21 protein-coding genes are annotated in these 20,748 nt (G+C 45.4%); 9 read left to right on the top strand and 12 right to left on the bottom strand.

What is annotated here, in order from left to right; translation table 11 throughout:
- Positions 1–51 precede the first annotated feature (51 nt).
- The 3 genes from DFP76_RS03075 to rph all read right to left on the bottom strand — a co-directional run bounded on the left by DFP76_RS03075 (position 52) and on the right by rph (position 2,660).
- Complete coding sequence (locus tag DFP76_RS03075; RefSeq protein WP_113873194.1) at positions 52–1,065, bottom strand: alpha/beta hydrolase; 1,014 nt, start codon at positions 1,063–1,065, stop codon at positions 52–54.
- A 129-nt stretch (positions 1,066–1,194) separates the two neighbouring features.
- Entirely contained in the window at positions 1,195–1,701 is a 507-nt protein-coding gene (locus DFP76_RS03070; RefSeq protein WP_113873193.1) for a hypothetical protein, read from the bottom strand.
- A 239-nt stretch (positions 1,702–1,940) separates the two neighbouring features.
- Positions 1,941–2,660, bottom strand: coding sequence for a ribonuclease PH (rph, locus tag DFP76_RS03065; protein WP_113873192.1), 720 nt, complete (start codon positions 2,658–2,660; stop codon positions 1,941–1,943).
- A gap of 147 nt (positions 2,661–2,807) precedes the next feature.
- Between rph and DFP76_RS03060 the strand changes: the two genes are divergently transcribed.
- Positions 2,808–3,674, top strand: a complete 867-nt coding sequence (locus tag DFP76_RS03060; protein WP_113873191.1) for a YicC/YloC family endoribonuclease — start codon at positions 2,808–2,810, stop codon at positions 3,672–3,674.
- 92 nt (positions 3,675–3,766) lie between these two features.
- On the opposite strand, the gene DFP76_RS03055 is transcribed toward DFP76_RS03060, so the two are convergent.
- The 4 genes from DFP76_RS03055 to DFP76_RS18185 all read right to left on the bottom strand — a co-directional run bounded on the left by DFP76_RS03055 (position 3,767) and on the right by DFP76_RS18185 (position 6,633).
- Complete coding sequence (locus DFP76_RS03055) at positions 3,767–4,996, bottom strand: type II toxin-antitoxin system HipA family toxin (protein WP_113873190.1); 1,230 nt, start codon at positions 4,994–4,996, stop codon at positions 3,767–3,769.
- The gene (locus DFP76_RS03050; protein ID WP_113873189.1) at positions 4,989–5,315 is read right to left on the bottom strand and encodes a helix-turn-helix domain-containing protein; all 327 of its coding nucleotides are present in this window, start codon (positions 5,313–5,315) and stop codon (positions 4,989–4,991) included. The genes DFP76_RS03055 and DFP76_RS03050 overlap by 8 nt, the downstream gene beginning before the upstream one ends.
- A 238-nt stretch (positions 5,316–5,553) precedes the next feature.
- On the bottom strand, positions 5,554–6,141 hold the full coding sequence (locus tag DFP76_RS18190; protein ID WP_220150972.1) for a Fic family protein: 588 nt from the start codon (positions 6,139–6,141) through the stop codon (positions 5,554–5,556).
- On the bottom strand, positions 6,142–6,633 hold the full coding sequence (locus tag DFP76_RS18185) for a Fic/DOC family N-terminal domain-containing protein (protein WP_220150971.1): 492 nt from the start codon (positions 6,631–6,633) through the stop codon (positions 6,142–6,144).
- 685 nt (positions 6,634–7,318) lie between these two features.
- On the opposite strand from DFP76_RS18185, the gene DFP76_RS03040 reads away from it, so the two are divergent.
- Positions 7,319–7,894: a histidine phosphatase family protein gene (locus DFP76_RS03040; protein WP_113873188.1), complete on the top strand. Its 576-nt coding sequence runs from the start codon at positions 7,319–7,321 to the stop codon at positions 7,892–7,894.
- 107 nt (positions 7,895–8,001) lie between these two features.
- Positions 8,002–8,313: a hypothetical protein gene (locus DFP76_RS03035; protein ID WP_113873187.1), complete on the top strand. Its 312-nt coding sequence runs from the start codon at positions 8,002–8,004 to the stop codon at positions 8,311–8,313.
- Between the two features lie 31 nt (positions 8,314–8,344).
- Here DFP76_RS03035 and DFP76_RS03030 read toward each other — a convergent pair whose 3' ends face one another.
- Positions 8,345–9,247 (bottom strand): LysR family transcriptional regulator, encoded by a 903-nt coding sequence (locus DFP76_RS03030; protein WP_113873186.1) that lies wholly within the window; start codon positions 9,245–9,247, stop codon positions 8,345–8,347.
- 28 nt (positions 9,248–9,275) lie between these two features.
- On the opposite strand from DFP76_RS03030, the gene DFP76_RS03025 reads away from it, so the two are divergent.
- The 4 genes from DFP76_RS03025 to DFP76_RS03010 all read left to right on the top strand — a co-directional run bounded on the left by DFP76_RS03025 (position 9,276) and on the right by DFP76_RS03010 (position 13,486).
- Positions 9,276–10,781, top strand: coding sequence for a coniferyl aldehyde dehydrogenase (locus DFP76_RS03025; RefSeq protein WP_113873185.1), 1,506 nt, complete (start codon positions 9,276–9,278; stop codon positions 10,779–10,781).
- 34 nt (positions 10,782–10,815) lie between these two features.
- Complete coding sequence (locus DFP76_RS03020) at positions 10,816–11,493, top strand: type 1 glutamine amidotransferase domain-containing protein (protein ID WP_113873184.1); 678 nt, start codon at positions 10,816–10,818, stop codon at positions 11,491–11,493.
- An 89-nt stretch (positions 11,494–11,582) separates the two neighbouring features.
- Positions 11,583–12,488, top strand: a complete 906-nt coding sequence (locus tag DFP76_RS03015) for an efflux RND transporter periplasmic adaptor subunit (protein ID WP_113873183.1) — start codon at positions 11,583–11,585, stop codon at positions 12,486–12,488.
- Entirely contained in the window at positions 12,488–13,486 is a 999-nt protein-coding gene (locus DFP76_RS03010) for a DUF2955 domain-containing protein (RefSeq protein WP_113873182.1), read from the top strand. Before DFP76_RS03015 ends, DFP76_RS03010 begins: the two co-directional genes overlap by 1 nt.
- On the opposite strand, the gene DFP76_RS03005 is transcribed toward DFP76_RS03010, so the two are convergent.
- On the bottom strand, positions 13,478–13,888 hold the full coding sequence (locus DFP76_RS03005; RefSeq protein ID WP_113873181.1) for a winged helix-turn-helix transcriptional regulator: 411 nt from the start codon (positions 13,886–13,888) through the stop codon (positions 13,478–13,480). The two genes, DFP76_RS03010 and DFP76_RS03005, sit on opposite strands and share 9 nt — an antisense overlap.
- A gap of 77 nt (positions 13,889–13,965) precedes the next feature.
- Positions 13,966–14,850 carry a LysR family transcriptional regulator gene (locus tag DFP76_RS03000; RefSeq protein WP_113873180.1) on the bottom strand — a complete coding sequence of 295 codons (885 nt, stop codon included), beginning with the start codon at positions 14,848–14,850 and terminating at the stop codon, positions 13,966–13,968.
- 90 nt (positions 14,851–14,940) lie between these two features.
- On the opposite strand from DFP76_RS03000, the gene DFP76_RS02995 reads away from it, so the two are divergent.
- Both DFP76_RS02995 and DFP76_RS02990 read left to right on the top strand, forming a co-directional pair.
- Positions 14,941–15,258 (top strand): DMT family transporter, encoded by a 318-nt coding sequence (locus tag DFP76_RS02995; RefSeq protein WP_113873179.1) that lies wholly within the window; start codon positions 14,941–14,943, stop codon positions 15,256–15,258.
- A gap of 49 nt (positions 15,259–15,307) precedes the next feature.
- Positions 15,308–16,513: an MFS transporter gene (locus DFP76_RS02990; RefSeq protein WP_113873178.1), complete on the top strand. Its 1,206-nt coding sequence runs from the start codon at positions 15,308–15,310 to the stop codon at positions 16,511–16,513.
- 75 nt (positions 16,514–16,588) lie between these two features.
- Here the strand turns inward: DFP76_RS02990 and DFP76_RS02985 are convergent, their stop codons facing one another.
- Together DFP76_RS02985 and DFP76_RS02980 are read right to left on the bottom strand one after the other, a co-directional pair.
- Positions 16,589–18,469 carry a sensor histidine kinase gene (locus tag DFP76_RS02985; protein WP_245931854.1) on the bottom strand — a complete coding sequence of 627 codons (1,881 nt, stop codon included), beginning with the start codon at positions 18,467–18,469 and terminating at the stop codon, positions 16,589–16,591.
- The gene (locus DFP76_RS02980) at positions 18,466–20,661 is read right to left on the bottom strand and encodes an EAL domain-containing protein (protein WP_113873176.1); all 2,196 of its coding nucleotides are present in this window, start codon (positions 20,659–20,661) and stop codon (positions 18,466–18,468) included. Before DFP76_RS02980 ends, DFP76_RS02985 begins: the two co-directional genes overlap by 4 nt.
- Positions 20,662–20,748 lie beyond the last annotated feature (87 nt).

Raw genomic sequence — 20,748 nt, 5'->3', positions numbered from 1 at the left:
TAAAAAAGCCCTGACTGTTAAGCTCAGGGCTTTTTTTTGCCACCAAGATTATTAACCCTGTGCTCCTCTTGGCCCAGCAGCTAATGCTTTTCGGATGAATTGATCGACTATATTTAACACTTCATCTTGCCAAAAGGGTGCCCTTCCATGATCAGCGCCATGTAACCGAATTAGCCTAGCTTGATGTCCATCCTGTTGCAGTCGAGCAAACAGTTTGACACTTTGCCCAAACGGTACCAGTCGATCCTTATCGCCATGAAGAATTAAAAAAGGCGGCATGTCTTCGTTGGCCGAGATGTAATGCATTGGGCTAGCAAGCTTTGCCTTATCTCGATTGTTCAGTACATTGACACCACCCAATAACATCCCTTCAGGGGAGTTCGCTTGTATATGATCATAGGTAGAAGGCTCTTCGTTCATTTGATCAAGCGCCGTCGGGCCATAGTAATCAATCACAGCTTTTAATTTAATGGCCGATTTCGATACGTCATCAAAATCCCGAGTATCCAGTGTTGCCCCCACCATTGCTGCCGTATGGCCTCCAGAAGAATCCCCCCAGACTATGATGTTATTCGCATCACCATAATATTCCTCGGCATGCTCAGTAATGAAATGAATAGCGGACTTCGTATCCTCTACCTGAGCAGGAAAAGGCGCCACTGGTGAAGGTCTATATTCCACCATAGCGACCACATATCCTCTCTCTGCAAAGCGCGATAACTGCGCCATACTCAGCCCCAAATCCTGCTTAAACCAAGCCGAGCCTTGGACGTAGACAATAATAGGGAAAGTCGTTGTAGACGCTTTCTCTCCCAATGCCTCTCGAAGTACTGGACGAATAATATGTAACTTTAAATCTCTTCCAGATTTGTGGGCATAGGTGACATTGAACACAGTATTGAGCGAACGACGCAGCCGCTTTGCATCCAAGCTTTCCATCCCATCGATGACCACACGACTATAGGGGAAATCATCATAGCTAGCAGGCTCAGCAGGGATAATAGGGGCGGCGGCCCAAGCATTTAGTCCGATGGACAAGGCCAGTAGAGACCATAAAGGTTTCATATCAAACTCCTTTTTATTGTTATCTGAATAGACGCTGATTAGCGTCTATTCAGTATCTGTCCGGAGTCTGTATTAAGCCATTTCAATCTCTGCTCTAACGATTCATTTTGCGCAGCATAAAGACATGACCTAACGTTGGTAAGTTAATGTCCAAGTTAATGGTGTTGGCAGTTTTTCAGATTCTAACTTAACCGTATAGGTTAGCTCGTTATCAGACACTTGCTGCCAAGTATTGGTACGTTTACCTCGCTCTGATTCCACAACCACCACAATGGCTTGGGCACTCTCGGTAAAACTGCCGGAAATCTCAATGTCTTCTTCATCGGTTTTAAAGACTTCGCCCTTGGCGGTCAGAGGGATCATGTCGGCCTCTTCTTGATCACATTGCCAAGAGAACTCGCCCGCTTGTTTAGCCAATAGCCACTGCTGACAAATTTGTGTCTGCTTTTTCAATACAGGTCTTGCCAACGCTCGGATGAAAAAATTCATTTCTTGCACCACATTTTCAACCGCTTCATCCAGCTTAGCTTGCGTATTGGCCGCATTTTGCAACTGCCACTCACCTTCTAAATTAGCCGCCTGCAAAGCACCGCTCAGCAACATAGCCGACATACCCATGGTTACTATTTTCTTCACTTGCCTTCTCCTTTATTGTTATTGTCATCTGATCATCGCAGAGAAGTTTCATGATGTGAGGTGCAAAAACACCCAAAATGACTGACAATTAACGCCAAACCTCTCTTTTTTAGACAAATTTTAGACCAAAAAAAAACCTGACCATCCAGTTCGATGATCAGGTTTTTCAACGTTAACAAAGGCTTATTTATCGCAGCCTTGTTTTCGTTTCTTGTTTATCAGCGCTTACTTTTCAACTGTTATTTTTCAAAGAGAGCCGCGCGTTGAAGCTCAATGATTTCGGCGATGCCCTTACGCGCCACCGACAGCATGCCCATCATATGCTCATCGCCAAAGGCCTCGCCTTCTGCTGTGCCTTGAATTTCAATGAAACCGCCTTTGTCATTCATAATGACGTTCATATCGGTTTCGGCATTAGAATCTTCTGGGTAATCCAGATCCAATACCGGCGTACCTTTGTAAACTCCCACTGAAATCGCAGCGATCTGAGAAACAATCGGGTTTTCTTTAACCTTTTTATTCTCCACAAGATGACGCATGGCATCGGCTAAAGCCACAAAACCACCCGTGATAGACGCCGTACGCGTGCCGCCGTCAGCCTGAATCACGTCACAATCGATGGTGATGGTGTGTTCGCCTAGTTTTTTCAAATCCACTGCCGCACGCAATGAACGACCAATTAAACGCTGAATTTCAACCGTACGGCCGCCTTGCTTACCACGCGCCGCTTCACGATCCATACGACTGCCAGTAGAACGCGGCAACATGCCGTACTCTGCCGTGATCCATCCTTGACCTTTGCCTTTCAAAAAGCGCGGCACACCCGGCACAACCGTCGCCGTACAAATGACTTTGGTGTCACCGCATTCAATTAATACAGAACCTTCGGCGTGTTTGGTAAAATTTCGAGTGATTTTAAGGGGACGTAATTGATCAACGGCTCTTCCACTTGGACGCATACTAGCTCTCTCTATTGGTTAATCTTCACTAAAGCCGCAATTATAACGAACCCTCATAAAATTGCCCCCCTTACAATGGGGAAACTGTCGTCTTGCAATGGCATAAGCTACAATAACGCCACATTTTTCTTAACTTAGGTATTCAAAATGACAGCAAGCATGACCGCCTTCTCACGCCAAGAAGCCAGCTACGACTGGGGCACTATCAGTTGGGAAGTTCGCTCAGTAAACCAACGCTATTTAGAACCTAACTTCCGCTTACCGGAAGCCTTTCGTGAATTGGAATTTTCCTTTCGCGACCTGTTAAGAAAAAAGCTAAACCGCGGCAAGCTAGAATGCCAACTGCGCTTCCAAGCGGTCGACAAAGCCGCCACCAGCTTAACCATCAAACCAGAAAACGCCCAAGCCTTGGCCAACGCCGTACAACAACTTGGCACTTGGTTTGATGGCATCAAAACCCCATCGCCACTGCAAATTCTACAATGGCCGGGCATTTTAAGTGACACCAGCGACGACGCCGAGACCATCAAAAAAGCCGTAGCGGAACTCTTCGCCAAGGCGGTAGACGAACTCATCCAAATGCGTTTGCGCGAAGGCGAACAACTGGTCGCCATCATAGAACAACGTCTTGATAGCATTGACGCCATTGTGGCCGAAGTGCAAGACAAACTGCCTGGTATCATTGCTGCGCAAAAACAAAACCTGACCGACAAACTGGAAGCCGCCAAAGTCGAACTCGACCCAATGCGCGTGGAAGCGGAAATCGTCCTATTGGCCCAAAAAGCCGACGTAGCCGAAGAACTGGATCGCCTCGCGACCCACACCAAAGAAGTCCGCCGTCAGCTTAAACAAAAAGGCCCGATTGGCCGCCGCTTAGACTTCTTAATGCAAGAACTCAACCGCGAAGCCAACACGCTATCGTCTAAGTCGATTGTGGTGGAAACCACGCAGAGCGCAGTAGAATTGAAGGTATTGATTGAACAGATGAGAGAACAGATCCAGAATATTGAATAGGTTCCTAGATTGAGAGTTACCTCTCTCAGAACTCTTCACCTAAACCTAATGTGGCCGACGCCTCAGCATTTCTGTACGCGTCGGTTCTCATGTTAGCCTAGCGGAATGCTTCTTAAGTGCGTATCTATGGCTTCAATCATGGATTTGGTCAGCGGTAAATGATTTTTCTCTTTCGCCCATACTTCACGAAAGCCTTCCGCTGTTTGCTTGGCGGTGTCCAACACCAATTTTTCTGGCAGCATGGCTTTAGCCGCTAAGTGTGATAATTCATCCAGCGTGAAATCGCTGAACTTCTTGCTCCGACTCACCTTTAACGACGCACTATCATCGGGGATATAAGGAATAGTCGAGACAAAGTCATAAGCAGGCGCAATCGATGCGGTACGCTTGTCTTTGTAAATCACAGACCAATTCTTCAAATGCATATCAGCATTCCCAATGAGAGTATTGAACACCAATCTGCGAGTAAATTCGGCAATGTCTTTGTCTTGTCCTTCGATACCAATCACTTGAGCAATATTGCGCATACTGGCTTTTTTGTATTTATCTTGCGGATAGACGCCAAACACTTGCGCAAAGTCCTCAATATGCACAGCTTGACCATCAACACGGTCAAAGCGTTTTATCGCAAAGGCCTGTGCATTTTCAAAAGAGCTGCCGAATTTACCAATCCCCTTCGGAATGTTTGCTATCTGATTAATGGAAAGTAGCTGAGTCTCTGGCACATCCATTCCCAACATTCGAGCCAGTTCCATCATCGAATATTCATTTTCTGGCACAGCGTCAAATCGAGACGATGGCAATTTCACAATCCAAGAGCCACCTTTGCCTGTTACAGGAATGGTCAAACCACCGTTAGCCTGTTGCACGGCTGAAAACTTCAACTGCACTCCCGCCAATGAGAAGCGCATTGGCGCTTCAATTTTTGTTTCATCTTCAATATCTTGATGCACATTAGGCGGCAGCGCGTCACCATCAGCCGGTTCAACCGTGATCGCACCTGCTAAATCCTGTCCTAATACCCACAATAGAAAAAACTCCCGCGCAGGGTTCACACCGGCACGTTCTGCCAAATAATGACACATGGTTTCTTCTGGCAAAAGGTTGGAGAAAAACGGCGTTAACTTGGTTTGGGTCGGTTTGAAGTTAGTCAGCAAGCCACCTAGCGAATCTTTAAAGCCAAGCCCCAACATAGGCCGCGATTCATCATCAATGTACGTATCCGTAAAGGCAAATAGCGTTCTGTCATTGCCCACATTAGTGATCGTCGCAATGAGTTCACCGTAAAGCAAAACATTGAGCGTAGAGACAGGATTAGTCATCGTCGTCTTCCTCTAACTGGTAGGCAGGCGACACTGGCTCACCTTCATCGCTAAGGCTGTTATTCTGAGTACCCTTGCTACTGCGGATAATCGACTTAATGGCAGGTACAGACTTTTTAGGTGCGACAAATAGCTCTAAGTCGAGCACACGGGCAAGGGCTATCAAACTGGATATTCTTAAATCAACGCCACCAGACTCGATTTTCGAAATATGGCTTTGCGGCACACCCGAACGCGTGCTCAGCTCTCTTTGGCTAAACCCCTTACGTATCCGAGCTTCTCGAAGGCTTTCTAGTATCTGCTCTGTTACATAGCTCATATCGATATGCCTTTCTATATCTTAAAAATAAAATATACATCAAAACAGATCAAATTATCACAAAAAACAAAAATGATTAACTAGCATATATCATAAAGGATATTTTATATGTGATAGTGACTTCGACTGCTACCGTAGTTTGTTCTATCGTCACGCAATACATAACATAAGTTTCTGAGTTTTATACGATCTCAAAGTTACTCAAGATGCCTCTTAACTCAGTAACCTTTTTATAAACTCAACTATGCGCTATCAGCAACGCACACAGTGGCTCATTTATGTAGTAGTTTGCTCGCCCTACTTTTTGCTTTACTAAGAATCCATGTTCGACCAACAATTCTAAGTACTTCGTTGCGGTAATGCGTGTCACACCTAGCTCTTCAACCAAGAAGTCTATTTTTGTGTAGGGGTGGTAGAACAAGTTGTTGAGCAGATCTTGGCTGTAAATTTTTGGTAGCTGCTCACGAATCCCCCGTTTGACGTTATGCATTAGGGTTTTCATTTCTGTAATAAGAGATACTGTGTTTTGTGCCGTATCGATGATTCCATCTAACATAAACAGTAACCAAGACTCCCACTCTCCTGTATCCCTTACCGCCTGCAAGTTAGCATGGTAGTCCGCCTTGTTATGGATGATAAAACGACTTAGGTATAACACGGGCAAGTTGAGCAGATCTTGTGTTACCAAATACAGAATATTCAATATGCGGCCTGTTCGACCGTTACCATCATAGAAAGGGTGAATACTTTCAAATTGATGATGGATAATCGCCATTTTTACCAATGGGTCAGCATCACTCAGCTCATCATCATTGATAAACTGCACTTAGTTATCCATCAAGTTAGCAATCTCATCCGCATGCTGTGGTGGCGTGTACACGACTTCACCAGTTCGAGCATTTTTAAGGTCGGTGCCTGGTAGTTTACGTAACCCAGCATTGTTATCTTCAAAGTTTTGCTGGATGGATAAGATATCACTTAGGCGGATTAATTTACTGTTTCGAGCACGTTGAAAACCTTGTTTTAAAGCAAAAGCGTAATCTTGCATTTCCTTAGTAGCAGGGTTAACAATGGCTTCTTCGAACAAGTTGGCTTTATACAGCTCGTCGTGCGTGGTGACGATATTTTCAACTTCAGAACTGTCTTTTGCCTCTTGCAAAGACAATGTATTTATTAAAATAGCTTCGTTAGGAATACTCGCAGCCACACCTTTCAGTTCAGCCAAGTAGCGATGCGCTTCGGCCGCTTTTTTAAGCACCGCACGCGTCTCCCATTGTTCTATATTATCCAGTGGCAGTGATGCAATGGGCGTAGACATGATTCAATCCCTTCCTTTTTTATACTTGGCCAAAAGGTAATGTATAAATTTCATAAAAAATCATACATATATCGCATCAAATATATAGCTTTCGCACTTTTTTATATCTTTTTAACTTTACATATCTGCTCATTCACATTGCTGAACAAAAATAAGAGCGTGATATTCATATAGTATTTGTCCATGCCCACATGGTTAAAACTTAACCAACAAGGGCAACTTAAAGAAGAAAGATGGATATTAAGCGGCCGTTTTATACTCAACCAGAACCAAGCTACACTTTTATGCGCATAAAAATGTAAAAACTCGCACTTTTCTGCGCGTAAAAGTGTGAAATGCAAATCGAGTACTCGTCAGTGTATTTTACTGAACGGGAAAATCCAGAGGTTAGAGGTCTACACAAAGCTACCTCAAAGGTAATAATCTGTAGACCTTGATATATGATATTCGACACTTTGATTTATCACTCTTGGACACCAAAGCATCCATGTTGAGCTTATTTTTAAGAAAATAACCAAGCTATGTTGACAGAAATCCTTTCGATAAAGCCTTTCAAGACGGCCATTCCCATCACAAAAACGGGTCTGTATTTTCATTTCTTTCCAACCATCTCTTTCTAACCCAACATGCCATTTTCTCTCGTATACACTTAATCAATACTGTCGGTTACTAGGAGAAAGTCAGGATGCAAAGCTCGACTCAAATTCGCCATTGGATATTTGTCGCGTTGGTGTTTTTTTGCTCTGGGTTACAAGCCGAGCCAACCATTACCGAATCCCTATTAAAGCCAGGTGTGCATGTGTTGATGCGTCATGCACTTGCGCCAGGAACGGGTGATCCTAGTCATTTTCGTGTCGAGGACTGTTCCACTCAGCGCCTTTTAAATGACACTGGACGAGAGCAAGCAAGACAAATTGGTCAAACGCTACGAGATCAGGGTGTGGGTTTTGATTATGTGTTCAGTAGTCGGTGGTGTCGATGTTTAGAGACCGCTCAGTTAATGGCAATGGGGAATGTGCAACCCGAGCCCATGTTGAATTCATTTTTCGCGGATCGCAGTACCGCGGAGTCGCAAACGCAAGCGCTACGTCAGAAGTTGATCACACTGCCGCCACAAGAAAAAGCTCTGTTTGTCACGCACCAAGTCAACATCACGGCATTAACTGGCATATTTCCTCGCTCTGGGGAGATGATTCTTATCGCGGTTTCTCCACAACAAACCATTGAAGTCATAGGGCGCTACCTGCCAAATACTCAATGAGTCGCGGACTAGGAATACCAGTAAAATACACTAGCTCATTGTTTTGATTAGGCGTATTTTATTCTTCAACCACCGTTGTTGAATTTGTTTATTTACAAGGAAAATCCGTGTCTGAATACAACACCCTGTATGAATTTGATGCTAGCTGGAAAGTCACTCAATTAGTGGTAAAGCGCGCTTTAGACCAAGTGCAAAGCACTTTGTTAGTGACTTTTGAACGTGAAGGACAAAGCATCACCTTAGCCTTCGAGCGGATTGATGATCCGCAAAATGTGATGGAAATGATGGATTTTCAGCAGATTACGATTAGTGAAGAAGTACAAACCGAGCGCGATTTCTGCACCATAAAAATCGAACTCTTTTGTGACTCCTACGCTGAATTTTGGTGCGATGCCATCACCGAAAAAACATCGATCTAGCTGCCATTCCAAGCACGTCATTCACTTGAATTTAACGCTTTTGTTGCTCTAATTCCCGCAACTTCGTCAGTAAGGTTTGTCTTGCATGCGCCACACGTACTTGGCGCAATGCGCTTGGCGCCCAGATCAGAAAGTAATGAATCTCACGCGTGCCCACTGGTGATGGAATTTCCATTAATTCACCGCGGGCAATTTGCTCTTGGCAAAGGAACTCCGGCATGACTGACCAACCAAAACCTTTTGTCAGCAGTTTGCGTTGAGCACGTAAATCTTGGCTCACCACCGCAGGCACAAGGGATGCCACGCTGATTTGGTTTTTGATCAACCAAGGCTCAATCAAAGATAATTCCAAATTGTAGGCCAATAAAGGTTCCGCTCGAACAGCGGTGGCAAAATCTCCTGCGGATAAGATTCGCTCTACCACACTGGGTGCCGCCACAGGCAATACACGACTGGTGTAAATACGTTCGCTTTTTAAACGGTCATCTATCACAGGAAGAGCGGAAATACCCAAATCACAATGGCCTTCTAGCAACATGCTCGACACCATACTGCCGTTGCCCGTGTGCATACGAATGTTCACCCCAGATTCCAACAAGGGCAACATCTGTTCACTGAGAATTTCCGCTATAAAGTCAGCGTGCCCAACGATTTGAAGTACACCAGAAATGTCCATGGATCGAGCGCGGGCAGAGGCTAACGCAGCTTCTGCTGCATCCAATTTGTCGCCAATGTCCATGGCTAATTCGTCGGCCGAAGAGGTCGGTTCAACCCCGCTGGGAGAGCGTTCAAATAACGGCCGACCAATAGCCACTTCCAAGCCAGCAATGTGCTGGGATACCGCAGGTTGCGTTAAATTGAGCGAGCGTGCCGCACCACTGATAGAACGCTGGCGATAGACTTCCATAAAAGTACGCATTCTTGGTAAAGACACAAACACCCCATAAATTTATTTATACCCTATGCAAAATAGCATTGTTACCACCCTCACCTCAATCACTTCTACCATACACACATCGAAAACAAACCACCCAAGTACAGGGGGATGTATGTCAAATGTCACTATTCAAGGCGAACTTGAGACGATTCTAAAAAGTATGAAACGTCAGCAATTAAAAAGCGGTCCAGCGTCAGCTCAATTACGCAAAGATCGCCTACAACGCTGCTTAAAATTGATTCGTGAAAATCATAAAGCACTCGCCAAAGCCATGAGTGAAGACTTTGGTCATCGTAGCTTGTATCAATCCAATGTGGCCGACATGGTCACTACCAGCAAAATGCTGCAACACGCCATTGACCATTTGGATTCATGGATGCAAGCGGAAGAAACCACCGCGCACGACCCACAAATGCACACCGAAATACAGTTTCAACCATTAGGTGTGATTGGTGTAATCAGTCCTTGGAACTTCCCTATTAACTTGGCTTTCGGTCCTTTGGCTGGCATTTTCGCTGCTGGTAACACCGCCCTGTTAAAACCGTCTGAGCTAACACCGAAAACATCCGAATTGTTGGCTGAGCTAGTCGCTCGTTATTTTGGCCCAGAAGAACTCACCGTGGTGTTAGGAGATGCGGACGTAGGACAAGCCTTTAGTGGCTTGCCATTCGATCACCTAGTCTTCACCGGCAGTACGGCGGTCGGTAAGCACGTGATGCGCGCTGCGGCCGAGAATTTGGTTCCTGTGACCTTAGAATTGGGCGGTAAATCCCCCGTTATGGTGGCCAAAGCCGCTGATTTAAGCAAAGCCGTTGAGCGCACCTTGACCATCAAATCTTTCAACGCGGGCCAGATTTGCTTGTCACCTGACTATGTCTTATTGCCCGAAGCGCAGACACAAGCCTTTAAAGAGCAAGCTCGTGACTTTATGGCGCGTACTTTTCCAAGCATTCAAGACAACGCTGACTACACCGCCATTATCAATGAACGTCACTATCAGCGTTTGGTGAACTTGTTAGAAGACGCCCGTCAAAAAGGCGCTGAAATCGTTAAGCTGGCACCACAAGACGAGCCTGCATACGATGCCAAAAGCCGAAAAATTGCGCCGCATTTGGTCATCGGAGTAAACGACGACATGGCCATCATGCAAGAAGAGATCTTCGGCCCATTGCTGCCTATTCGTCTCTACCAAGAAGAAAGCGATGCCATTGATTACATCAATCAACACCCACGACCGTTAGCGGCGTATTACTTCAATGAAGACACCGCAGCACAACAAGAGTTTGCCCAACAAACTACCTCCGGCGCTTTGGTGGTCAACGATGTGATGACACACGTTTCCATTGATGAACTGCCATTTGGTGGTGTTGGCCCATCTGGTATGGGGGCGTATCACGGCATTCATGGCTTCCGCCAATTCTCACACGCTAAAGCCGTGGTTATTCAAAGCGAAGAAGGGGCATCAAACCTACGTTTGAGAGCGCCTTACGGCGACAAACAAGCGGCCGTAGAAGCATTTTTTAATAGCTAATTCATCAGCATACAAATTAGACAGAGAGGATAATATGAAGATTTTAATGGTACTGACATCACACGATACATTAGGCGACACAGGCGAAAAAACCGGTTTTTGGTTAGAAGAATTCGCTGCACCTTACTACACCTTTTTGGACGCAGGAGCAGAACTGGTTCTCGCTTCTCCACTAGGTGGTCAACCACCACTTGATCCAAAAAGTGATTTGCCTGACTTCCAAACACCAGCCACTGAGCGTTTCAAGCAAGACGAGCAAGCACAACAAGTGTTGGCCAATACAGTGAAATTGGATGACGTGTCACAGGATGAGTTTGACGCCGTATTTTACCCAGGCGGTCACGGCCCACTATGGGACTTGGCCGAGTCAACCACCTCGATTTCATTGATCGAAGCCTTTGAGCAAGCTGGCAAGCCAATCAGTTTCGTTTGTCATGCGCCTGGCGTATTGCGTCGAGTGAAAGCCGCCAATGGCGAGCCACTGATTAAAGGTCGTAAAGTTACTGGCTTTACCAATGGTGAAGAAGCCGGTGTGGAACTGACTGATGTGGTGCCTTTCTTGATCGAAGACGAATTCATTCGCCTTGGTGGTCTTTATGAAAAAGGAGCTGATTGGCAATCACATGTGGTGGAAGACGGCCGTTTAATCACAGGTCAAAACCCTGCCAGCTCTGAAGCGGTGGCGCAGGCTTTGATTAAGCAACTGGCGTAACCTCTTACGTTTTCACCCTGCCATTGCGGTTATCAACCCACTCCTGATAGCCCTCTGGTGGGGTGTTCTTATTAATAACAGGCACACTTATGAAACGTGATATTTATGCTTACCTAACGTCTTTTGTGCTGATTTTGGCCATTGCGTTTAGTGTCTTTTTGGTGATCAGTGACAACGAGGTTCCTTTCACCACTCAGGCTCGCGTTAAAACGGCAGCCTTAGATTTGTCTCCCGAAGTCTCTGGTCACATTGCCACAGTTTTAGTCAATGAAGGGGATCGTGTCGTCGCCGGTCAACGTTTATTTGAGTTAGACGACAGCCAATACCAATTGGCCGTGGACAAAGCGCAAGCAAATCTTCAACAAGCACAAAGCCAATGGCAACAAGCGGATCGCTACTTGCAACGTATTCAGTCTTTGTACCAATCGGCCTCCACCAGCAAGGAGCAGCGTGATGAAGCCCTTACGAATGAGCAAAGTGCCAGTGCCAATTTACAAGCCGCTAAAACCGATTTAAAGATTGCCCAACGTAATCTAGAACACACCACCATTACGGCTACGCAAGACGGTATTGTGACTAACCTGACCTATCAGGCTGGAATGTATGTCACGCCAGCTGACACCTTAGTACACATAGTGAACCCACAAGGCTTATGGATCGCCGCCGACTTTACGGAAAAAGGCTTACCGGCACTGACCACCAATCGCGAAGTGAACATCGTATTTGATGCGTATCCCAATCAAGTATTTCGAGGTCATATCCGTTCTGTTGATCCGGCTATTTCCATTGGTGCCGAAAGCACGGCTAATTTGGCACAAGTTGAGGAAGAAACTCGCTGGATTCGCCCTCAACAAAAAATTCGGGTACGCATTCAAGCTGATCAAGCGCCTGCATTATTAGTGGCGGGAAGTCGTGCCAGTGTGATGGTCCGCGATGGCAGTCATGTGGCTGATATTTGGATGACCATACTGAGTTGGATGAGGTACATCTACTAATGTACGAACTGATTCGCAAAACCCTGATCATCGTATTGTGCTTAATGTTGAGCAAAATGCTGCACCTTAGTGTCAGTGTCTATGTGGTGTTGTTCGCCATCGTGGTCGCAACCACCAGCTTTTCTAAGCACTTATCCAGCCTATTGCAGCGCTTAACGCCGTCGGTGGTGGCAGCAATCGGAGCGGTTTTAGTGAATCAGGCCTTTGCGGCACATCCTTTTATTATTTGGACTTGTTGTGTTCTGTATTTTGATCACGTTCGTCGTCACGCCGACAATAATCTGCGCATTCGCATGGCAACCCTGCCTTTGTTCATGATCATTTTCATTACCACTTATCACAACAGCAGTGATTACACCTTAGCCATACCAAACATTATCCGTGACGTGGTATTGAGCGCCCTATTGGCGGCCTTGGTAGCCAGTTTAGTGAATCATTTAATGCCAGTGAAAGCACAGCCAGCTAAGCCCGTTATTGTTCCACAGCCCGTTACTGGCAATGATCGTTTGAAAATGCTGGTACTGGTAGGTGGTGGATTAGCTTTCATTATGATTAATGAAATCACCAGTGCTGTGTTTTGTTTGGTGCCTTTGATTACCTCAGCGATGCAACCAACCCATGCTCACATGAAACAACACGCTACCGAGAAGATACTGTCACAGATTGGCGGCTGTAGTTTGGCGGTGATTGCTTCACTGATTTACTCTGGGACAGAAGTGAATTTATTCACCTATTTTGTGGTGTCATTTCTGCTGGTGTATTTGATTTTACACTGGAGTCATTACGCTGAAGTGGGAGATCGTGCCATTCATGCGGACGCCTTGATGGGCTTTTTAATTCCATATCAGCTCTACGTGGCACGATATAGTAATGATTTTGGCTTGAGCGCCATTGCCTTGCGAGCGGTAGAGCTGTTAATTGCCCTGTTGATTATTTATACCTTGGCCCATTGGCTGAACCGACTCGGGCAAAAAGCCCTATCACAGACGTCAGTTTGAAGTCTGTGATGCCTTGATGCTGTCCGCTGGCAAGATATCAAAGATATTGTCTTCCAGCCAAGAAACTAGCTCGATAACATGATCCGCCACTTTCAGCCCGGTTGGCGTTAAGTTGTATTCCACCTTCGGCGGCACCACAGGATAAGAAGTACGCTGTACAAAGTTATCCTGCTCAAGGGTTTGCAGAGTCTGCGCGAGCATCTTCTCACTTACCCCTTCAATGGTGCGACGCAGATCACTGAATCTATGGCGTTCACCGTCTCGCAGCACCATAAAAATCAGCACAGCCCAACGACTGGTAACGTGCTTTAAAATTTCTCGTGAAGGGCATTTAGTCGACAGCACATTCCCGCGTGTGAATTCAACAACCTTGCCTTCTTGCGTCTCTATAGAAACACCCATACTCACCTTCTTTCTCATACTTACTAAAAGTTTGTATGTGATATTCTACAGATAAACCCCTTTCATACCAAATTTTTCTATCCTGCAGAAAAGGCATTTTTGAACGCATCAAACAACCATTGCAACGCCGGTCCACGCTCGCCGCCTTTTTTAAACACCAAATCCACAGGTACTGACCAAGGCTTGTGATCAAACGCCGCATCCATTTTCACCAAACGCCCTTGAGCGATTTTGGGTTGTGCCAATGAGACAGGCACATAAGCCCAACCAATCTGGCGCTCCACCAATGCCAACACGGAATAATAACTGGAACACCACCACACAGAGGGCGTCATACTGATGAGAATCTGCGATTCTTGTTTGCTTTTGCCACGCACAGAAATTTGTCGATAAGGCGCCAGATCGGACTCCGACACCACTTTTTTCGTCGCCAAGGCAAAAGAAGGATGACAAACCGCAATAAAATCCACACCGCCAACATAGCAGAAGTCCACTTGCTTATTAATGTCCACCTCGGAAAACATGATGCCTAAATCACACGCGCCCGCGGCTACCGCTTGCGTCACCTCCACCGACGCCATGGACAAAACATCTAGTTGTAGATGAGGAAATTGCTCGGCAAAATCCGCTAGCACTGTGGCAACCGGCGTTTCCAACAAAGCGTCATCCAATACTATGCTAAGTGCACTTTCCTCCTTGCGTATGATGGATTCTGCAATTTTTTCAAATTCTAACGATTGCGTTAGCAGTGCCTTGGCACTGCGTACTAAGCGCTCACCTTCGGGCGTGAGTTTCGGACTGCGTGACGAGCGATCAAACAAGGTGACGCCCAAATCCAATTCTAAATTATTGATGCCATGACTGACCGCAGACTGCACCTTGCCCAACTTCCTCGCACACGCAGAAAAGGAGCCGAGCTCAGCAGACAAAACCAGCATGTTTATTTGTTCTAGATTCAACATATGAATTATTTCGATAGTTACTAACTTTTAATCATCTTAGTTGTTGATAGTATGCACGGCAAATAGTCTCTGCATTGGGAGAGAATTGTCATGAGTTGGTTGTATTTGTTGTTAGCAGGTTTCACCGAAATTGGTTGGCCCATTGGTCTAAAAATGGCCCAGTCCAGTGAGTCACGTTTGTTAGGCATCAGCATTGCTGTGATCTTTTTGTTGATCAGTGGCAGCTTGCTATGGATGGCACAAAAAGACATTCCGATGGGAACCGCTTATGCCGTCTGGACAGGCATCGGCGCTGCAGGTACGTTCCTCGTCGGCGTCTGGTTTTATGGTGACCCGACCTCATTAATGCGCTACATGGGCGTACTGCTGATCATTCTTGGCGTGGCCTTACTTAAGTTCGCAGCTTGAGCGTATAATGGCGACCTTGCGCTAGTAATAAGCAATATTAAGGACATCCATGAATACAATAAAACAATTAATGAAGCATGATGCTTGGTTCTTGCTACTCTTTATTTTTCTCATTGCCCTGTGTTTGCGTGGCCCAGTCACGGGGTTACCACCGCTACTGGATCGTATCAGTCAGGAATTACAATTAAATAGTTCACAATCCGGCTTACTGGTCAGTATTCCTTTACTGGCCTTTGCGCTATTTGCCCCTGTGGCTTCCTGGCTAACGCGTTTTTTTCGCATTGAAAAGATTCTCGCCAGTGGTGTGGCGCTGATCGCCATCGGTATGTTGATTCGCACCACCGGCTCGATAGGTAGCCTTTACTTGGGCGCACTTTTGATCGGTGCAGGCATTGCCATTGGCAATGTATTGCTACCAAGCTTATTAAAACGCGAGTTTCCTCAGTTTGTCGTACAGCTCACCGCCATTTACGTTTTGATGATGGGCGTTGGCGGCTTTGTGATGTCGAGTTTTGCTGTGCCATTAAGCGACTTCGCCAATCAAGCGCAACTTCCCATCAGCGGTTGGTCATTTGCCTTGGCTTGTCAGGCGGTGATTATTGTACCTGCGATTGTGGTGTGGTTTTGTTGCCGTATTACCCAGCATCATCAACCTAAGAATACCCGCGGTGAAACCAATGGAACACTTTGGCGTCGTTTATCCTCATGGCAAGTGGCTGGCTTTTTGGCGTTTAATTCTTTGTTTAATTACATCGTTGTCGCGTGGATTCCGGCCATTTTAGTGAGTCACGGCTACACAGATACCACGGCAGGTTTGTATCAAGGCTATTTGCAACTGGCAGGCGCATTACCTTCGCTCATCTTGGCGCCTTTCATTCAACACTTAGGTAGCCACCGACGTTTATGCTTGTTTGCGACTAGCCTCACCGTTCTTAGCATTTTAGGCTGGCTCTATGTGCCGACTTGGTCTGGCTTTTGGTCGTTAAGCTATGGTTTTGGTATCAGTATGGGCTTTATTTTAGGACTGTCTTTTATCGGCATGAGAACAGACACCACAAAACAGGCGGCAAGCTTGTCAGGAATGTCACAACTGTTTGGGTACACCTTAGCAGCATTAGGCCCAGTACTGATTGGCGCTCTGTATGATTGGCAACAATCGTGGCAACCGCCTCTGTATGTGCTCTTGTCAATTGGTGTGATCTGGATGACGTTAGGATGGTTTGCTAGCCCTAAACCTCAGTCTGACCAGTCATAGTTCAGAAGCATCACAAGCCATTTAGCCTGCAGAGACTAAATGGCTGCTTTTAATTAACGTCATTGAAATAAAGGGTTATTTTTCGATATGCAAAGGAATGCTTATTGTGAAACGAGTCCCAACACCAAGCTCTGATTCAAGGTTCAATCGCCCCTTCATCAGTTTGTAAACCCATTGGTGAACCAAGTACAAGCCTAAGCCATTGTGCTGTCTATCCCGCCCAGTCGTTTTAAACGGATCAAACACCGTGTCTATGATCTCCGATGCAATACCAAAACCATCGTCTTGCACCACCAACTCCAAATCGCTTCCGACTTGATGAGCCGTAATATGAATTTGACCGGCTTCATTTTCATGAAATGCATATTCCAATGCATTATCGAGGAGGTTCTGCAAAATTTGCGACATCACACCCGGATACCCCTGCATTTCAATAGGTTCGGGGCATTCAGACATGACAATCAGCTTCGGACGTTTTTTTAGCCGCGGCTGATAGGTAAAGAGCAAGTCATCCAAAACATCCTTAAAGAGGAAAGATTGGACATCTTGAATGGCACGATCCGATGCGATCCGCTTAAAACCTGACACTACTTCTAACGCCCGATTCAAATTTTTCTCAGCAATGTTAAATGAGACAGCAACGCGCTCGATATTTTCAGGGGTCAAATCTGGTTTATCGATGAACTGTCTTCCCGATGAAAGGGCCAATTTAACCCCGCCTAACGGTGTGTAAATGTCATGAGCCAAGCCAGACACAATCATCCCCAGAGAGGACAATTTACTGGTTTCAACCAATTCATCTTGCAACTCAACTAACCTTTTATTCATGTCATGCAGCTTTTGGTTTGCTTGATCCGTTTGACGCTTTTCACGTTTGAGCTGTTTTAGCAGTCGCCGACTGGTAAATTGCGCTTGCAAATGACGCCAGCACCACCAAGCTAATAACACATAAAGAATGCCAGCTGAAAGCACAATGCTGAGTATTAATTGAAGATGCCAGCGAGCAAATGCGGTCGGTTCGGAATGGGCCACAAGGTAAATAAATGGAACTTCTCTTGGTTGTAAACTGTCTTCCTCGTCTAAATAAAAGCGCATGACACTCCATAAACGACCTTGCCCCCAGTGACGCTTCAATTCCATATCTGCTGACAAAATATTTTGCCACACATCGGGAAACTGACTCGACATCCGCAAACCATCCTCGGTAGGGCGTAACACATGCCCCCACTCTAATGATTGGTCATCGGACATGATCCAGCCACCTTGTTTGTCGAGTACTTCTAGGTGAACAAGGTCATTATTCAGCTGTTTAAGCTGATCAAACATGTCCGCTAAATTGTAATTCACGACTAAGAAGCCTGAATCACGTCCAGAAATACGCAATACACCACGCACAGTTGGCTGAAAGGGCTTAACGACCTCACCGTTGTCAATATTGAGATCAAGCGGCGAGACGTAGACATCATCAGGTCTAATCGAAGCTTGCTTAATGTAAGGCCGATTTTGTTTATTCTGCAATTGCGCTTCAGGCACCCGAGAAACCACGCCACCTTGTGAGTTCACCCGAACCAGTTCCATACCATCCGCAGACATCCAACGAACCTGAGAAATTAACTCCGACGTCGCCGCAAATAATCGAAATTCATTCGCAATTACGGCCTTCCAATCGTAATCATCTGACAGTTCCGCGGATATTTTCAGACGATCCTTAACACTGTTACGCAACAATAAAGTGTTCTTTTTGATGTGTCCTAATTGGCGACTAAAAGCACTGCTACTCCGGGTCAACAGCTCTGTTTCACTCCAAGCTAACTGGCTTTCTTTTTGTTGCCAAAAAAAACGGTAACTGGCCGCACTGATGGCCACCACCACAAGTAACAACAAGGACAATGCCAAGATTAATTGCTGCTTTTCCGACAGCCTTTTTTGCCAAAATGATAGGGGTTTTTCTGTCATGATTTCACCCAAGCCATTACGTCAGCCAGAGGCATCGGCTTAGCAAATAAATAGCCTTGACCTTGTTCGCACCCCAACGTCAGCAAATGCGCTTTTTGTTGCTCTGTTTCAATACCTTCTGCAATCACATCTAACCCTAGAGAGCGACCTAGCTCGATAATCATTTTTAATATTTTCCAATCTTTTGCCGAGTCTTGCATTCGCCAAACAAAACTTTGGTCAATCTTGATGGTGGAAACGGATAATGTCGATAAATAGGTTAATGATGAATACCCTGTACCAAAATCATCGATATTCACTCTAACACCAATCTCTTTCAAGGTATCAAGATGACGATTGATGGTGGTTTTTTCTTCAATAAATTGCGATTCGGTAATTTCCAACTCAATCAGATTATTATCAATATTTTCCTCCCTTAAAATAGTGGTAAATTGCTCAAAATAACTCGGACGAGCTATTTCATTACCCGCCACGTTCACTGAAATGGGCACATTGACGCCAATGGCCTTCAATTCATTGATGGCTTTACAGGTTTTACGCAAAATCTGTTGATCCAATTTGTCGACTAAACCACTACTCTCCGCTAACGCGATAAATTGTTCTGGAGAGACAAAGTTACCACTTCGATTCTTCCATCGAGCCAAGGCTTCAAAACCAATTAACTTATGATCAATCAATGATACCTTGGGCTGAAAATAGACCTGCATTTCATCCTGTAAGATCACATCTCGAAGCTCTTTCAAAAGCTCATATCGGCTAAACATGGCAGAGGCTAATGCCTCTGAAAACGCTAAAAAAGACACCCCTTCGTACTTGGCACGTTCCAATGTACTTTTGCCAACACTGACCAGCTGCTCGGCCTCGTAATTTGGAAAATCGGCAAAGTTTACCAAGCTAATGGTTAAGTCCAAGGAATGAATGGCGTCTTCCACCATCACATTGGGGTGGATCACCTGCTCTAAATTGGCCTCGTGGTACTCTTTATTATCATAAATTACCATCACAATAGTGTCTCGTTCGAACAACGCCACATCCACCGCGTTATCAAAAAAATCACACAAATATTCGTACAAAGATAAGGTCAATTGGTCACAATATTTTGTCCCCAGCACAGATTCAGTGTATGCCAGATCCTCCACGTGCAGCATCAGCAGTTTGGCCTTTTCTCGCTCCCAAGAAAACATGTGACGGATCTCACGAACCAGCCAGTTTTTATTGTGTATTCCCGAAGTTGGTTCAATGTATGCGAGCTCAGATAACTTGTTGTTTAGCGCCACATTGCGAAAGCCTGCGCTGATATTTTCGCAAAACACTTGCAATAGATTCACTTCGTTACAGGATAAATTTCGATTGAGTTTGACCACAACAATGTAATCTCGCCCATCCAACTCTTTGTTCGAAAAATACAGTACCGAAAAGCCTTCTACAAAAGTATGCTTTTTACTCAAGCTGGTCTGTCGTGCCGCTTCGGTTAAAATTTCATCTTTAATGGCCATCGACGCAAATTGATGTACATAAGGCGCATACTCGCCACTGGCGGCCACAATAAGCGCATCTTCAAGCTTTTCTTGCTCTGAATTAAAAAAACAAACAATGCCACCCTGCTCAATTTTGAGGAGGTGGCTAACTTCTTCTAATATCGAATGGGTATATTCCAATATGTCTTTTTTTGAAGACAAGCGTTGGCTAGAGAACAGCAAAAGCTGCATGCTATGACGTGCTTCCTGCATGGCTAGCAAATGTTCCCAAGTACGAATATTACTGAGTACTATTGTTTGTAAATGCGCCTGAGTCAGGTCAGATTTACACCAATAATCATCTATGTCGTATTGGCCGACTAGGTTATCCGTTGGCATCATGCCGGGTTGCCCCGTTAACAACACAATGCGCACCAGATCATTACCGATCACCTCTCTGATGGTACCAACTAACCCCAAACCAGCATGGTCTGTTTCCATCACAACATCTAGGAAAATCACCGCAATGTCTGGGTTTTCTGCAATGACGATGGCCGCTTCACTGGCAGAAGATACCTTCAAAAACTCGACCTTTTTACCATCGTATTGGAGAGCACTCAGGCTGTTCATTAATGCCATTTGATAATCCGCATCGTCCTCTACGGATAACACCTTACAAACTTCTTTTGGTGCAGACATTAACATTGACGAATCAAAATGGGAGGTAGAATCCATTGACTTGCTTCCTTACAACTTGATTAAACTTCGCAACAATACTTTTCTGAAGCTTAGTCGTCTTTTTATTTTTTTCCTTATAAATCC

The organism is Marinomonas aquiplantarum, from assembly GCF_003314975.1.
In the GTDB taxonomy this organism is placed as follows: Bacteria; Pseudomonadota; Gammaproteobacteria; order Pseudomonadales; family Marinomonadaceae; genus Marinomonas; species Marinomonas aquiplantarum.
This window is presented reverse-complemented; position numbering and strand designations above follow the sequence as displayed.

Bases quoted from the DNA above. Each gene is read 5' to 3' on its own strand.
- DFP76_RS03075 (WP_113873194.1), bottom strand. From the start codon at position 1,065: ATGAAACCTTTATGGTCTCTACTGGCCTTGTCCATCGGACTAAATGCT.
- rph (WP_113873192.1), bottom strand. From the start codon at position 2,660: ATGCGTCCAAGTGGAAGAGCCGTTGATCAATTACGTCCCCTTAAAATC.
- DFP76_RS03060 (WP_113873191.1), top strand. From the start codon at position 2,808: ATGACAGCAAGCATGACCGCCTTCTCACGCCAAGAAGCCAGCTACGAC.
- DFP76_RS03055 (WP_113873190.1), bottom strand. From the start codon at position 4,996: ATGACTAATCCTGTCTCTACGCTCAATGTTTTGCTTTACGGTGAACTC.
- DFP76_RS03050 (WP_113873189.1), bottom strand. From the start codon at position 5,315: ATGAGCTATGTAACAGAGCAGATACTAGAAAGCCTTCGAGAAGCTCGG.
- DFP76_RS18185 (WP_220150971.1), bottom strand. From the start codon at position 6,633: ATGTCTACGCCCATTGCATCACTGCCACTGGATAATATAGAACAATGG.
- DFP76_RS03040 (WP_113873188.1), top strand. From the start codon at position 7,319: ATGCAAAGCTCGACTCAAATTCGCCATTGGATATTTGTCGCGTTGGTG.
- DFP76_RS03025 (WP_113873185.1), top strand. From the start codon at position 9,276: ATGCAAAATAGCATTGTTACCACCCTCACCTCAATCACTTCTACCATA.
- DFP76_RS03020 (WP_113873184.1), top strand. From the start codon at position 10,816: ATGAAGATTTTAATGGTACTGACATCACACGATACATTAGGCGACACA.
- DFP76_RS03015 (WP_113873183.1), top strand. From the start codon at position 11,583: ATGAAACGTGATATTTATGCTTACCTAACGTCTTTTGTGCTGATTTTG.
- DFP76_RS03010 (WP_113873182.1), top strand. From the start codon at position 12,488: ATGTACGAACTGATTCGCAAAACCCTGATCATCGTATTGTGCTTAATG.
- DFP76_RS03005 (WP_113873181.1), bottom strand. From the start codon at position 13,888: ATGGGTGTTTCTATAGAGACGCAAGAAGGCAAGGTTGTTGAATTCACA.
- DFP76_RS03000 (WP_113873180.1), bottom strand. From the start codon at position 14,850: ATGTTGAATCTAGAACAAATAAACATGCTGGTTTTGTCTGCTGAGCTC.
- DFP76_RS02995 (WP_113873179.1), top strand. From the start codon at position 14,941: ATGAGTTGGTTGTATTTGTTGTTAGCAGGTTTCACCGAAATTGGTTGG.
- DFP76_RS02990 (WP_113873178.1), top strand. From the start codon at position 15,308: ATGAATACAATAAAACAATTAATGAAGCATGATGCTTGGTTCTTGCTA.
- DFP76_RS02985 (WP_245931854.1), bottom strand. From the start codon at position 18,469: ATGACAGAAAAACCCCTATCATTTTGGCAAAAAAGGCTGTCGGAAAAG.
- DFP76_RS02980 (WP_113873176.1), bottom strand. From the start codon at position 20,661: ATGGATTCTACCTCCCATTTTGATTCGTCAATGTTAATGTCTGCACCA.